Raw genomic sequence first — 15515 nt, forward strand, 5'->3', positions numbered from 1 at the left:
TCCCTACAGGGCGACATCCCCAATCCCCACGTGGAGATTCTCAAATCCTCACGTGGAAAATGAAAAATCCCCACGGAGGGCCGAAATAAAACTTCCGAAGAATGAAATGAAACTTCGGAAGAAAGAAATCAAAGTTCCGAAGAAATGATTCTCGCCTCAGTGGCAAATGAAGAACAGCCACGCAGGAAATCGGCATTTCCCACGTGGCTGTCATAATCGAAGTAGCTCTTTAAAAGCTTTTCTTTACTAGCAGGATTTATTAGTCAAGTAGAAGTGAGTAGCTGACACCTTCTATCTGAAGGATGTAAGTACCTCGGGAGTAACTCGTAACATCTATGGTCAAAGCTCCACAGTCATCAGCTACACCCTGCAGGACTAACCTACCCGCACCATCGTATAGCGCTAGCCGAGCGTACGGGGTAGCGTCCTCAATGCTCAGAGTCGTAGTAGCTGGTGAGGGATAGAATTTGACTTTATTCGCTGGAGCTGGGCTGATACTATTGTATCCACCATAAGGCATCTCCTTCTTTTCTCCAGCATCAAGGACTAGCTGGAGCACCCTCCAGTTCTTTTGCTGCGCCTTTGCTACCTGCGCCTTAGAGCAGACGTTGCCCTCAGCTTTTGTGGCATCAATTAGTAGTAAAGTACCCTCTGTCAAGCCTGTGCGACTAGGTAGTGAAGCGATCAGCTTATCAGTAGCTTCCTCGCTCAACTTGTTGTCTTGACACTCAATACGCTCTAGCTGATTCGTATCATCAATGCGTAGAGAGGTCACCTCATTGCCCGAGAGCTTCAGCTGCTTGAGCGTTCCCTTGAGGACTACTTGCCTAGCTACGAGCGTATAGACTTGGTCGTCTTTAGCCTTGCGCACTCCCTCGCCGAGACCCTCTGCTACGATAGGATTCTGAGCATCCAATGCTAGGGTCACCTTTTCGCCAGGGATCTTGTCCGTAGCAAAAGTGATGCTCTCCTTTCCAGTAGTCATATCATAGCCTAGATACATAGCAGGTGAGCGCTGTCCGTTTTGCCCCTTGACCCACTGTGTAGGCATCCAGCCTCGCTGGGCCACGATGTCCACGTCTGAGACGAGACATCTATTGCCATCCTCAGCCACTCCACTATCGTAGACCACGAAGTTGCCCGTCTTAGACTCCTTAGAGCGATCGGGAAGTCCCTGCACAAGACTCGTCATCTGACTTCCGATAAGCATATTGTCATCGCAAACCACCGTGATGAGGCTCTTGTTTTGTGAGACATCTAAAGCTGTCAGCTTATTACCATAGCAGAAGAGGACAGAGACAGCTCCCTTGATGATGACCTCTTGGCTGGTCAGGGTATACTCCTGAGGAGCTCCCGAAGCTACAAGAGAGCCTTCGATGCCCTCTGCACTGACTGGTCCTAGAGCAACGATAGAGAGCTGGATCTTATCTCCGATGGGCAACTGTGTAGTCATACGGATCTGATCATCACTAACGACTGCATCGTAACCAGCGTAGGGAATCGCTGTGAGCTCTCCACCCACGTCTGACCACTGTGCCGTCTGCCAGTTTTTCTTAAGTGCGATAGCTACGTCTGAGACGAGACAGCGATTAGCATCTTCCTGCGAACTGTCATAGACGACGGCGACCGCTTTCTTCTCCTGATCTGTCCTATCGGGTAGACTCTGGATCATCTTCGTCATCTCCTCACCTGCGAGAAGGTTGTCATCGCAGACGAGCGTGTTGAGATGGGGTGCCTTAGAGAGGTCTAACTGCTTCAGCTGGTTACCATAACAGTTTAGCGAGTAAAGCTTGGTCGCCTCCTCTATATCTAGCGCTGTGATCCGATTGCTATAGCACTCCAGGATCTTCACAGCCCCATATATTGTAACGGTACTATTAGTCAGCGTGTAATCATTGTAGTGGTCATCTATGCTTAGCTCCTCCTTGATGCCAATTACCGTGACAGGACCCTCGGCAACAAGCTTCATAGAGAATGCATCGCCGACAGTCTTGCTAGTCTGAATCGTTATCTTACCACCCTTGGGTAGCTCACCATAACCCGCATAGGGGACGATACTTCCTGCGAACCACTGCTGTACCTGCCAGTTCTTACCCTGCGCTGTAGCCACATCGCTGATGAGACAACGGTTTGCATCGTCAATGTTTCCTTCAAAAACAAGTAGCTCACCCTTCTTTTGTCCCATACGATCAGGAAGCGAAGCTATTAGTTGCTTCATCGCATCTCCTGTGATACGATTGTTGTCACACATGACTGACTCAAGGTCTTCGTTGTCGTCAAACTTTAGAGAGGTCAACTCATTTCTTGAGCAGTCTAGGTAGCTAATAGAGCCCTCTAGTACGATTTCTTGATTGGTAATGGTAAACTCTCTCCGCCTGCCGTCAGGGATGATTGTACCCTCAATACCTGTAGCTGTTACTGGGCCGAAAGCTCGTACAGCAAGGCCTAGCTTCTGACCTACCAACTTATCCGTCTTCATGAAGGCTCGCTCCTCGCCCTGCTTGGGAGCCTTGTTACTCTTGCCCTCGTAGGGTATAATGTTGTGCTCCTTGTCATGCTGCATCACAGTCCACCCCTTGCCCTGTGCCGAGGCGACATCGGCTGTTGAGCAATAGTTGAACTCCTTCGGGAGCGTTGAGTCAAAGATGACCAACTCGCCCGCCTTCTGTCCCACTCTAGAGGGAAGCTGCGAGATCAATTTCTCCACGTGCGGGGCTATCAGATAGTTGTTTGATAGCTCTAGATACTCTACCTGAGTATCGTCCGAGAGAGATACAGAAGTGACGAAATTGCCCTTGAGTGAGAGCTGAGTAATTGTTCCTCGGAGCGTGATTGTATTACCGTCTAGGATATACTCGCCTTCATTGCCATTAGGATCTATCTCACCCTGAAGCCCCGTTGCCTCCACAGGAGTGGACGATAGGAGAGACATAATAAGCTTCTCTCCCTTACTCTTTGCCGTCGTGAAGGTGATCGTCTCATTACCGACAGGCTTAACAGGGTCATCCTCACCAATATATGGCTCTTTAGCCCACCACTGACCGAGCTGTAGAACCTCCCAGTTCTTAGCAGTAGCTCGTGCCACGTCACTCTTTAGCGCATGGTTTGCCTCGCTCTCATCATTTGAGTCATATATGATCAGGCTCCCCTTACCTAGAGAGGTGCGGTCTGGCAGTGTAGTAAAGAGCTTAGTCATAGCCTCTCCCTGGAGGTGATTACTACAACAATTTAGCGAAGCAATCGGGTGCCCAGGAGAGAAGCTCAGCTCTGTCAGTTCGTTGCTAAAGCATACTAACTCTACGATATCACCTGTCAATGTCACCGTTTGCGAGGTGAGTGTATAGTCCTTAGCATAGACACCCTCAACGTCTATGGGACCCTCTAGTCCCTGCGCAGTTACAGGACTCGAAGATTTGATCTTGATTTTGACCTGCTGCCCCACGGCACGTTTTGTCGTAAAAGTGACGCTGTTAGTCTGGCTACGTAAAGCTCTGAGACCTCCATCACCCTCTGCAAAGAGCGACAGCGGTAGTAGCAAGAGTATGGCAAGAATAAGTCGCCATAGGAAGTCTTGTCGTGTATGTATCGCCATAAAGTCTGTTATTAAATGATTTGTAAACAATTCGCAAAGATATGGTTGGAAGGATATATACAATCCCTTCGTTCGCGAAGATACGTAAAAAAAGTGAAATGCAACTATATCATCAATTCAAATTTCACGAGTAGCCTGCTGTAGGGACTCACGGCTAGTGTCCAGTGGAGGAAGGGCGTCTTCGTTAAAGAAAGACGGAGTCCGTTGTGTCAAAGATTACAATGTCAATACTTTGACATCAATATTCGTTTCGCTTTGCTACAACGGACGCCTTCCCGCTAAACACTTTCGTGCGTCCCTACACGGGCTACTCGTGAGATCTGCGAAATGTAGGGAACTTCAGAGAGACACTAGGTACATTAGAGAGAAATCTTTGCTGTTGGCGTTCGTACCTTTGCACTCTCTATTATAACCGACAATGAAATCGGAAGAGGTGTCTGAAGTGCTAGATGCCAGGCCAGAGGGAGAGGTCGTCCGTGGGGTGCGCTGCCTCAACACGGGTCTCGATATTGTCGGGGAGGTTGTGGAAGAGGTCTAGACCAGTGCGCTCCTCTAGCTTGTCGATAGAGATAGCGACCGAGCGAGGACGATCGACCTCTGCTGGACGGGTGTGCTCCACCCAGAAGGCGATCGCCTGATAGTGGTCGCCGCGCTGCGCCAGGATAGCCATCCAGTAGTAGCGCGGCACGGTGATGCCGCCCACGGTGACGCCGAGGGTCTCTCCCTCTCGGAGAGTACCCCCCTTGACCACATAGAGCTTGTCACGCAGACGACTATTGCGCGCCCACTCCTGTACCAGTTTCTCGAGCTGTAGCCACACACCCGCATTGAAATTGTGTCGCTGCGGACTCATATTGGTATAGTAAAAGGTCTGCTCGTTTGCCTCCTTGGAGTAAAGACGATCGGCCGATGCGACGATATGTCCGCGGTCATACCCTCTGAAAGCGCTCTGCGTGACCTCGTACTGACTCGGTACAAATGGATCCCAGCTCCAAGCGTCAATGCTGCGCCTGGTGTGTCGCTGACAAGTGTACTCATCGGCACTGTAGCAGACCCAGATAGGATGGTGGTAGACGACGTCATATTCGACAGAGAAGTTGACACGCTGTTCCTGCTCTACTCGGTGGGTAATATAGTAAGCGGAGCTACGCCCCGAGAGCTTGGGAGCCTCTAGGAGAGAAACGTCACCTAGGATCGTTTCGCTGCCATACTCGCCACTGCCACCCGTATGTCCAGCAGCTTGTTGCTGGGTGATGGTATAGGAGACGCTTTTACCATTGGCTGAGAGCGTCAGCTGAGCTTTGCGCTCTCCACCCTCGTTGGCAAAGATCGATACGATCACCTCCTGCTTGCCCGCATTGCCCTCGCTCGGGGATACGGAGAGCCAGGCATCTGGCGACGCAGTGAGCGTCCAGCTAGTCGGAGCCTCAACAGTGACGAAGAAGTCTAATGGCTCGGGGTTAACGACCCGCACGGAGGCACCTGTACGATCATAGAGGGCTAGCTCTGTGGGTAGCTCGGGCTGTGACGTACCTTGCGGCTTACAGCCAACGAGCAGGAGTGCCATCCAGCCTACGAGCAGGAGCATCTGGAGATATGAACGTTTATATAGGAGTGAGGACATAGCTCTTTGGAGTAAAGGGGGGCTTTGGAGTAAAGTAGATAACAAAAGGCGAAGCCTCTGAGACTACCTTTCGGAGAGACCTACCCGCTCGGGGGACTGGCTCTCCAGGTTAAGCTCAGAGGCTCCGCTTGCTTGAGATAGCTCTAGGAAAGGCTACTTGACCGTGAGTGCCTCCACTTGGTAAGTGGTGGTGCGCTCTGGGACCTTACCCTCATAGAGAACGGCTATGTAACCAGCATCGGCAGAGCCTGTGATCGTGTAGCTCTTCTTGGTACCTGGTTTGTTCTTGACAAAGCCGTTAGGACTGCTCTGGTCGTTGATCACCTCTAGTGTCTTCACCAGCTTGCCGTCCTTGTCTAGCTGCTGGATAGTCAGCGTAGCTCCATTGGTATAGCCTGCATGGTAAGTTAAGTCAACCGTATAGCTACTGCCAGCCTTCATCTGTAGGCGTGGCGTGACGAGGACACACTTATTCTCAGGGTCTGTACAGTTGAAAAGCGAAATCTGTGCGAGATGCACCCCACCAAATATCTTATTTTGGAAGTTACGTTTACCTTTACCCTCTAGGGCTTTGTTAAGCCAGCCAGGCAACGTAAAGGCTGTTTTCTCCGCACCTCCCTTAGAGAAGTCATCTGCAAAGGGTATCATACGAGCCGTCTGCGAGAGATCGACACCATAGAGGTTCCCCTGCTGGTTAGGATTGGGATTGGGGTTGGGTTGATTGCCACCACCTACGTCGAAGCGTGGCTGGTCAAGCTTGATATCGCTACGCAACGTAGGACGGAGATTGAAGAAGGTCTTATTGGAGTTCTTGGACTTATTGACCGTCACGACAGCCGTGATGCTACCGCTACCAGAGGGCACCTTCTCATCACGGAAGGTAGCTGTCTTCCAGACCTCAAGATTGGTATTCTTACCACTCTTGTCGGTGATCTGATGACGTGTAGAGGAGTAGGTGCTAGCTGAATCAAAGAAAGGTACATCTGGCTTGACAAACTGAACCTCCTTGACACGTACATACTGGTTCGGGTGCTTACCTGCGATGACCTCTGCGAGCGTAGTCTCGATCGGTTCGATCGGCTTGTTGGGCACGATAGACATCTGTGCGTGTGAGACCTGTAGCTGTATGGTTCCGTTGTAGTTGGTGATCTTAGCTCCCTTGAGCTTAGCGGTCACTTCGTCGCCAAACTGCAAGGCGTCTTCGCCCTTGGGCACTGTCAGGACAAGCGCGTTGCCCTCAGCGTCCTGTATGTAGTGGAAACCAGCAAAGGGGAACTGCTTCGTCTCGGCATGAGTCGTAACCGTAGCACGAATGCGGAGGTCTTGGTCGATGGTCTTGCTAGTTTTGTCTAGCCCCTCACCCAGCTTAGCGATCTCAGCGAGCGATGTGTAGGTGATTCCCTTGCCAGTACTGCCGAGCTGCATGATGAGATAGACGTGCTGTGTTGTAGAGGTCTTGATGATCATCTGAGCCTCACGAGCATCTTCGCCTCTATTGGGGAGTGCCGTGATGGTGATCTGGTGCGTTCCCTCGGTCGCCTCCATAGGCGTAGCCGAAACCCACTCGGCACCCTCGCCGAAGGTGATCGAGAAGCGTCTATTGGTCTCGATGGTCAGCTGCTGCGTACCACCATCCTGCTTGAAGGGAATCGTGTTGTCAGTGAAGTTCGGTGAGAGCGTCACGTAGGGCTTCTCATAGTAGTCCATCTCATCCTTACAGCTGGTCACAGCGAGCAGAGGAGCGATGGTGAGGATAGCGAGGAGTAGTCGTCTCGTCGCAAGTTTATTGAGTGTCTTCATATCTGGATCTAACTCTGTTTCTTAAATTCTTGAGCGAAGCTCCGTGGAGCCTCCGTTACTTAGTCGTTTGAAATCGTGGACTGGTGAAGTTAATGTCACTCTCTAGGCTAATGAGGAGCTGAGGCTTCCCATTGAAGTAGCCAAGGATGGCGGTGATATTGCCAGAGCCCTGAGGAATCTGCCTACCAGCAAAGAGCGCGTAGCTACTCGAACGTAGCACGACACGGTTGCCCTGCTGGTCTTCGATCTGACGCTCCACAGCGGGGACGCTCGTCTTATTGTCCGCATCGGCATAAGTCTGACCTAGCTCGCTATCGACGAACTGTACGCCCTCAAGACGTATCAACGTATTGGTATACTCTGGTGAAAGCGTCGGGATGGTGAGCGTGCGGTAGACAAGTGGCTGACGCGTGTTGTCACAGCGCACTAAGCTAGGCGTCATCTGCTCGGGGAGATAAGCATTCTCGTACTTTGGTTCCGTAGAGTTCTTGCCCAGTGTGACGACTCCGCCATACTTACCGAGCGTCAGGCCGTGACAGCGGATGGCTATCTTAGAGCCACGCTTGTAGAGGAGGTTGGAGTTGACCAGCCCCGCCTTGAACTCGATACCGCCCGTCTCGTCCTGTAGGTAGACGGACTTGTAGATGTTACCCTCGCTATCGTCCGAGATGACTTGCCCGACGATCACTGCATCGGGTACGACCCGTACGGGCTTCGACTGGTAGAGTGCTTTGAGCTCTTGGATCGTCATCGTACGCTCCCAGAGAGGGCGTGGCGTTCGCTCCTGTGGCGGGTCAATCTTGTTGTACTGACAGCTCGTCAGCAAGGCGAGCATGCCGACCACTACGATGAGTCTATTATATATATGTGTCATACTATTCATCCGTTTTAAGGGGGTTAGAACTGTAGTGCAGCGTTGAAGAAGAAGGTCGTGCCGTACATATAGAAGTAGCGACTATCGAAAGGTCTCATCATCTTGCCCTCCTTGGTGTAGCGAACACGGAGCTGCTCGTAACCACCGCTACGGAGGTTCTTCGTGTTGAGCAGGTTAGAGGCCGATAGGTTGAGACGTAGGTAGACGCCCGACTTGATGCGCCACGAGTAGCCCACGTTGGCATCAAGCGTGAAGCCACCTGGGAAGACCTCCTGACGAACGTAGTCGTAGTCAAGACTAGCGCGAGCCTTGTCCGTACGACGGATTGGGTTCAAGCTGATGAAGCTACGTCCGAAGTAGTTGAGATCCAGTCCCGCCCACATATAGAAGGGGAACTGATACGACACACTCAGGTTCGCAGCCGTCTGTGGCGTGCCTGAGACGTGGAAGCCCTTCCAGTAGACGCGATCCTGCTCTAGGAGCTTCTGACTATTGTCCACCGTCTGGACGTAGTCAGGATTGTTGGCATAGCGATACTGTCCGTAGCTCACCACTGCGATGGCAGTCAGAGCTGGCGTGATCTTGAACTCCATACCAGCCTCAACACCCATGTGCGTCGACTCGATATTTGTCAAGACGTAGTTAGAGAATGCTCTGTAGCCGTCATCGTAGAAGCTCATGTTCTTCGTCTTATCATAGAAGTGCGTGTAGAAGCCAGTAATACGCCCCTTGACAAAAGGCGAACGTAGCACATAGCTCAGGTCTCCCGAAAGGACACGCTCGGGACGTGGGTCCGTCACATACTGATTGCGTGTACGAGGCGATACGAAGATATCTGCGAAATAAGGCGCACGCTGCGTCCAGGAGGCATTTGCCACGAGGTAGTGACGACCTGTAATCTTGTAGGTGATACCTCCCTTGACACCATAATTGAGGAAGTTCAGATGCTTCGAGTCTCCGAAGGAATTGTCAGGGAAAAGCCCTCTACGCTGCAATCCCTCGCGGTGCATACCTGTCCAGCCAGCGGTAAAAGCTAAGTAGCCGTCCACATGACGAGACTGTCCCCAGAGGTTGCCCCACAGCTCAGCCTCCTGTATGTGTGCTAGGTAGTTGTGACCATACTTGTCCCCTACCCTGACCACTCTGTTCGGATGATCGAGGTCTACTTGAGACTTAGAGGGATCCTGAGCGAAGTCTCGCTCGGAGTACTTGTCGATGTCCAGCCAGTAGTCTCCGCCGAGGAGGTCGGCGATGACGTTAAAGTTCGCCGTACGGTTGAGGCGATAGTTAGCACCAAGGTCAAAGCGGAGGTGCTTGTTGATGAGCGCATTCCAAGTGGTGGCGAAGTTAAACTGACGCTGGTCTGAGCGTCTATCCTCCACAACGTAAATGCTTCGGTTGCCCTCAGCGATCTGACGGCCCTTTTCATCGAAAAGGACTTGATAGTTGTTCCTATTTATATTGTATAGGCGATCCCAGTTAATGTAGCGCATGTTGCAGTTCGAGTGCCAAAGCTCCTCGTAGTAAGCTGCCATATCTGGATCTTGGGTCTCGCTCATGTAGCCGTAGTAGCTAGGCAGGTTGCGATAGTAGTCAGGACGTGGGTCAGGACCATTGCCCCAGTTAAGAGCTGAGTAGGCGTTCTTACCAAAGCGATAGCCTACACCCGTCGTTAGCTTGTTCTTCTCATTGATCTGCCAGTAGTGTTGTAGCTGTATGATCGGCTCATGATTAGAGCGAACACGTGCATTGCGTAGCTTGCCTCCCTGGAAGCCCACATTTGGGTTGAAGAAGTTTGACCCAACCAGGTCATACACCTCCTGCGTCGTACCTGAGGCTACGCCACGCTCCGTGGGAGCTGCTAGGACGACCAAGCCCAGTGAGTGCTGCGGGGTGAACTGCTTCTCCAGAGAGAGGAAGTAACCCCACGCATCGTAAAACTGCCCCTGCACATAAGACTGATTACCCCAGCGACGCGAGGCACTCGCCGTGATAGCCCAGCCCTCAGGCATCATGCCAGTGGCGTGCGTTGCCATCGTGCGGTAGTTGTAAGTGCGGTTGCTGCCTGAGAAAGTAAGCGTCGTACCAGGGCGATAACCCGAAGCACGCGTCAGGATATTCATCGTTCCGCCGATATTACCGAAGGAATAGTCAATCGGCTGCAGACCGTCCTCATTGTTTTGCACACGGGTCACATTGTTCAGGCCATTCCATAGGGAGTAAGAGGAGTAGCCATTGTTCATATTGTTCATCTGCATACCGTTGAGGTACTGAGACTGGTAATATGAATCGTAACCACGCACCCTAAAGCGCATCGGGCTAAACTGGAAACCCGCCTTATTGGTATAGGGATCTCTCGAAGCGGTCAGAAGCGGAGAAATATCTCCAGCCGTCACGCCATCATCGCTCATCACAAAGTCCGTCATCGAGAGGTCTGCCATGTCAGCAGCCGTGAGCGTCGGTGTGAGCGAGACACGCTCCAGTCGGTTAGCCTCACGAGGCCACTCCAGCTCGAGCACCTCAGCACGGTAGCCCGACTTATTGAAGATGACCGTGAGTCGCCCCGTGCCACTATAGGATATAGTATAAGCTCCCGAGGCATCTGTCTGGACCTGCGAAGTGATACCATCCCCAGTCCACGTAACATTGACAGCGGGTATAGGAGTCCCCGTCTGCTCCTCGTAGACGGATCCTCGAGCCTTGTCTATCTGCTGTGCCTGCGCTCCGTAGAGCGCTATCAGCGCCAAGCATATAATCTGTACTATTCGTCGCATTTGCTATCTCTATTGTATTTCGACATTTGCTATACGAGGCGAATCAGATCTATCCGCCCCTGCTTTGCAAAGATATATAATTCTTCCGAGCTCACACACCTCCGATTGAAGTTCACTACCTATTAACATTATCTCTGCCCACGGAAAATAAAAAAGAGACCATCGCAACAAGCGACAGCCTCCCAACAATGTAACAATCGTACAACAATAACTCATTTATCGTACAACATAAACAACCTTAGTGAGTCTTGGCGGATTCGAACCGCCGACCCCCACCCTGTCAAGGTGATGCTCTAAACCAGCTGAGCTAAAGACTCAATACTCTGTGTATCCCAAGTAGAGAAAGTCACCGGAGTCGTGACCCCGTCTCCATTCGGTATCGCAAAGTTACAACAATATTTTGATTCCACCAACTCCGCACATCCCAGTGTCAAGTCTCAGCACCGTGAGAGTGTCGGAGATAGAGGCCCTTGTCATCAGTCAACACGCCCCAGCTCTAAGATTAGAACTGGGGCGTGTTTCTATTTGTAGCGTGAGGCTCATATGCCAGACGCTCTACGGACTAGTATGGTCTTACTGCTTGTCAAAGGGTAGCGTAGCCACTCCTCCGTCGGCCATCTGCAGGCGGACATAGTAGCGAGACGATGCCAGTGCTGATACATCAATCCTACTGCAAGCCTCACCGCTCATGACGAGGAGCCCCTCTGTCGTGTAGATCCAGTAGCTCTGGCATGGGAGTGAGAGGTGTAGCTCGCTCGTAGCGACTGTCGGATAGAGATAGACAGGGCGCAGAGGCTCTAAACTCTCCACGGCTGTGTCCTTTTGAGCTAGCAGGCGAACCAGCTTAGATACGCCACCTCTAGTCTGGATGAGGAGTGCAGCAGCACGGTCACGCTCTTTCTTGGTACTAAAGCCTACAGCGAGGTCGCCACCCTCTGCGGGGAGCTTCATAGTAGAGAGCTTGAACTCCTCCATCAGCTTGCTCGGCTCTAGAGAGACTGTCACCTCCTTATTAGGATGCTCTACAGAGACCTGTATCGTCTGTGGTGGGCAGGGGACATTAGGCTTAAAGATGAAGTTGACCATCTCTGGGTTAGCCTTGACCACAGGCAGGTCTGTACGACCAAAGGTCACATCATCTACCATAAAGGTGAGCGAAGTGCTCGTACCACCCTTAGGGCTGTACATCGTAAAGGCCACGTAGAAGTAGTCATCAATCTGTAACCCCTTCACCTTAGAGAGATCCACACAGTAGTCATACCATTTCTCTGACTCCATTTGTGGCACGAGCAGGAGCTTCGTAATGTCTAGGAACTGAGGCTTGACACTACCCGCACCATCAGGTGTTAGAATGTAAACGCCAAACTTCTCCTGACCATCTTGCGTCGGCAACTCATAGCGCAGGCGGAAGGTCAGATACGTACTCTGAGCCTTGGCCTTAGAGAGTAGCGGAGATATCAGCCACGCCTCCTGCTCACGAGCATCATCCTTGTCTAGTGAGTTGAAGAAGCTGATCTGAGCGCAAGTCTCCTCGACAGCCTGAGTACTCTTATTCTTCTGCTCCCAGCCCTTGAAGGGACGATCAGCAAGCGTCGCAAAGCTCTGCCACCCCTCGAGGTTAATGCCACGTGTGTGACGCTGAGCATCGAAATACTCCTCCAGGCTACCCTGCGCCTCCTTAGCATCCACGAGCATCATCGCCTGAGCGATCTGCTTGATGCTCTGACGCTCCTCAGGAGCAGACTGCGTGAGCAGAATCTGGGTTAGCGTAGCCTCGGCAGAGGAGCCGTTGACCACCTTAAAGCGTGTAGGACGATGTGTGCCGACCTTGTAGGCACCACCCTCTAGCGTAGCCTTCGTCCAGTGACCACCACCATCAATTGTGTAGTATAGCTCTAGACCATCCGTAGCGGGGAGGAGCTTCACCTGGTTGATACCATTGACTAGTAGCTCATCGCTCTCCAGTCGGCCAGCCTTACTGATAGAGACCTTGCCAGCCTCTATCCAAGAGCCACTGAGGTAGTAGTACCCCTTGTCAAAGCGGTGATACCCCGTCCAGTTGTCTCCCTTGAAGCGGTTGTCTAGAGGCTTATCCTCAGCAAAAGTCTCCATCCACTCTGCAGACTCAGGCTTAGCTTCGCCAACGACCTCTATCACGAGAGGCTTCATACAGGCTGTCGTCAGTGTTAGGGTCGCCTTGTAAGTGCCAGCCTCTCGTGGAGCGAAGGTCACCTTTACCTTATTATTAAGGACCTTCTTCTTGGTCGGTGAGTAGAAGAAGCTACTCGTACTACTCTTGAAGTAACCACTCTCAGAGGCGGTCTGTACCTTGACCTCTTGGATTACGCCCGCCACGTCAAACTCTAGCTCCATCTCAGCCGTATCTCCGACTGTGCAGACGAGGCGCTTATTAGGAGTCTTGTCTGAGAGCTTGACCATAGGAGGCGTAGCGGGGTCGATGATATAGCTATTGATACGGATTGTAGCCCAGCCATTCGTACCATCGTACTGAACCGAGTAGGGCTTCGTACCATAAGTTCCACTGATGTAAGCACCAGGCTCGCTCGCTTGGATAGCGTAGGCGACCTCCGTGACCTTATTGCCCGCAGGCAGTTCGCTAGGCGTCAGGGTAAAGGTTCCTGACGGCTTCGTCACATTGGGCTGTACCTTACCCATGCTCATAGACTGTACGAGCATCGTACCCTGGATCGGCTCCGTTGTCTTGCCCTCACGATAGATGGCGTGTGGCAATACGGAGACAAAGCGATCCTGTGCGTGTAGCTTGGTCAGACGTAGCAGAGAGCAGTCGTCCACCTTGACGAGACTACCAGCTGAGACCTCTACACCGAAGCGGAAGTAGCGAGCCCCTGCGGGAACAACCGTCCTAAAGCGAAGCTCATCCCATGCCTTGCGCCACTCAATATATCTATTACTTGCGATAAAGGCATCCTCAGGTGTCACAATAGGCTTGCGATCCGCATCCAACCACTGGCAGGCTAGACGCACACCATGATTATCTGCAAATGGCTCCTGCACCGAGTAGTGTATCATACCCTCGAGGACACTGCCTGGAGCCATAGAAAACTCCTTCGCATCAATGTCTATATCCTGATAGAGCTGAGCAGTCTCAGTAGAGGATGTCTGATCTAGTCGGACAGCAAAGCCTGTGCTGCTGTTGTAACCCTTAGTCTCCTTCATCACATTCCCCTTGTAGCTCCAAGAGGTAGGACGACCAGCATCATCAAAGTTGTAGAAGAACTGATCTACCAGTAGCTCCTGATCCTCCTTAGGTTCTGGTTTCCCTGGAGGAGGTGTCACTCCACCGCCACCATTCGTTGCTGTACCTTGGAGCGGTATCTGTAGGATAGTCCCCGAGGCATTCACCTCAATAGAGGCTGTACGCACACCCTCAGCTGTAGGAGTGAAGGTTACAGAGATCCCACCTCCATGATTGTCAAAGGTACTTCCTGTCTTGATAGCAAAGTCCCCCTTGTGCGTACCTGTCAAGGTGACTGTAGGTGTCTCTATCGCATTCTGTACCGTGATGCTAGTCGCTTTTTCTACCGAGGTCTCCCCGACAGCTACAGAGCCGAAGTCGATACTCTCAGGCATGGCAGATACTTTGACCTTAGCTCTAGCACCTGTGGCAGAAGCCTTGAGCGGTATTTCTACCTTTGTTTTGCCAGCCACTACAGTGACGAAGGCTGTAATGTCGGGGTTGCCACTCTTAGGCACAAAGGTGACGCTTAGCTTACCACCAGTAGCGGTGAGTCCGCCAAAGAGAGGCTTCAATAGGAAGTCCTCCTTATTGATACCCGTGAGGGTTGCCTCGGGTGTCCCTGTGAAGTTTTGGATAAAGATCTCTAGCTCCTTGGTAGCACCTACCTCGCCAGCAGCCACCTCAGAGAAGGTCAGCCCCTCTGCGGGGTTGTAGCTAATAGCCACTTCTGTCGAGGGAGCCTTTAGTTCAATGTTCTTCAGATAGTAGCTTGCCAAGTTACCTGGAGAGCCTTCATTGACAAAGGCTATGAAGCCCACGCCCGTTAGCCCCGTAGGGATTGACACCGAGGTCGGTGTGAAGTCCTGCTTAGCATACTGATGCTTATAGAGCGTCTGAAGGGTCTCACCTCTCTTATTAATGAGCAGGATGCGAAAAGGCGAACTTCCCTTGAGCGAAGTCACCTTTAGGTCGAAGGTCAAGCTCTTACCTCCGATAGCATCTAGAGCTAGCGGACAGGTGACAAGGTAACTGCAGTAGGGAGCCTTGACCGAAAAGGGTGTTGCCGAGCAGGCAAACCACTGGTCACTATATACCCCCGCCCACTTGACGGCACTATTGCTATGTAGCGACTTCCAGGTCGTCTGTAGTGCAGCCTTGTAGCCACTCTGCAGAGAGATAGCCGACTGCGGACTCTCCTCCTTGAGGGCAGAAAAGTCGATACCCTCTGGAGGTGTACCGCTCTGTGCAAAGCTCGACCACGAGAGCGACACCAAGAGTGTCACAGCAAGTAGGAGCCTCATAATCATCGTCTTGTGATGCTTCATAAGCTTTTGCTTGTTGTTAGTTAAATGAAATAGTTCCGCTACAAAGATAGCGTTTTTTTGCACAAAACAACTCATTCTCTTATAGTCGCCAGTAGGAGTGACGCATTATGATCCTCTATTCTAGCGACCCCATATGATGACCTCCAGGGGTATATGGCTAGATCCTAGCTACACAGGGCTATAGACTCACTTTATGCCTACTCCTATCTCTACGGATGCTAACTCCTCCCGAGGAAATCGGGAATCTCCAGGGAGCAAATGAAAATTCTCCACCGAGGGACGAAATAAAACTTCGGAAGAATGAAA

At 51.7% G+C, this 15515-nt stretch carries 6 protein-coding genes and 1 tRNA gene; all 7 read right to left on the bottom strand.

The features are described 5' to 3' along the window. Window positions 1-259: 259 nt before the first annotated feature. Window positions 260-3592 carry a T9SS type A sorting domain-containing protein gene (locus tag Q0X57_RS03865; RefSeq protein ID WP_297727875.1) on the bottom strand — a complete coding sequence of 1111 codons (3333 nt, stop codon included), beginning with the start codon at window positions 3590-3592 and terminating at the stop codon, window positions 260-262. A 445-nt stretch (window positions 3593-4037) separates the two neighbouring features. Continuing rightward, a complete protein-coding gene (locus Q0X57_RS03870) occupies window positions 4038-5216 on the bottom strand; it encodes a DNA/RNA non-specific endonuclease (RefSeq protein ID WP_297727879.1) in 1179 nt (392 codons plus the stop codon). A gap of 153 nt (window positions 5217-5369) precedes the next feature. Then, entirely contained in the window at window positions 5370-7016 is a 1647-nt protein-coding gene (locus tag Q0X57_RS03875) for a DUF5689 domain-containing protein (RefSeq protein WP_297727882.1), read from the bottom strand. Window positions 7017-7071: 55 nt separating this feature from the next. Next, window positions 7072-7890 carry a DUF5689 domain-containing protein gene (locus tag Q0X57_RS03880; protein WP_297727885.1) on the bottom strand — a complete coding sequence of 273 codons (819 nt, stop codon included), beginning with the start codon at window positions 7888-7890 and terminating at the stop codon, window positions 7072-7074. Window positions 7891-7913: 23 nt separating this feature from the next. Continuing rightward, complete coding sequence (locus Q0X57_RS03885; protein WP_297727888.1) at window positions 7914-10664, bottom strand: carboxypeptidase regulatory-like domain-containing protein; 2751 nt, start codon at window positions 10662-10664, stop codon at window positions 7914-7916. A gap of 242 nt (window positions 10665-10906) precedes the next feature. Beyond that, a tRNA-Val gene (locus Q0X57_RS03890) sits at window positions 10907-10981 on the bottom strand. Window positions 10982-11237: 256 nt separating this feature from the next. After that, window positions 11238-15209, bottom strand: a complete 3972-nt coding sequence (locus Q0X57_RS03895; protein WP_297727891.1) for a choice-of-anchor J domain-containing protein — start codon at window positions 15207-15209, stop codon at window positions 11238-11240. Window positions 15210-15515 lie beyond the last annotated feature (306 nt).

The sequence above is a fragment of the uncultured Porphyromonas sp. genome (genome assembly GCF_947254915.1).
In the GTDB taxonomy this organism is placed as follows: Bacteria; Bacteroidota; Bacteroidia; order Bacteroidales; family Porphyromonadaceae; genus Porphyromonas.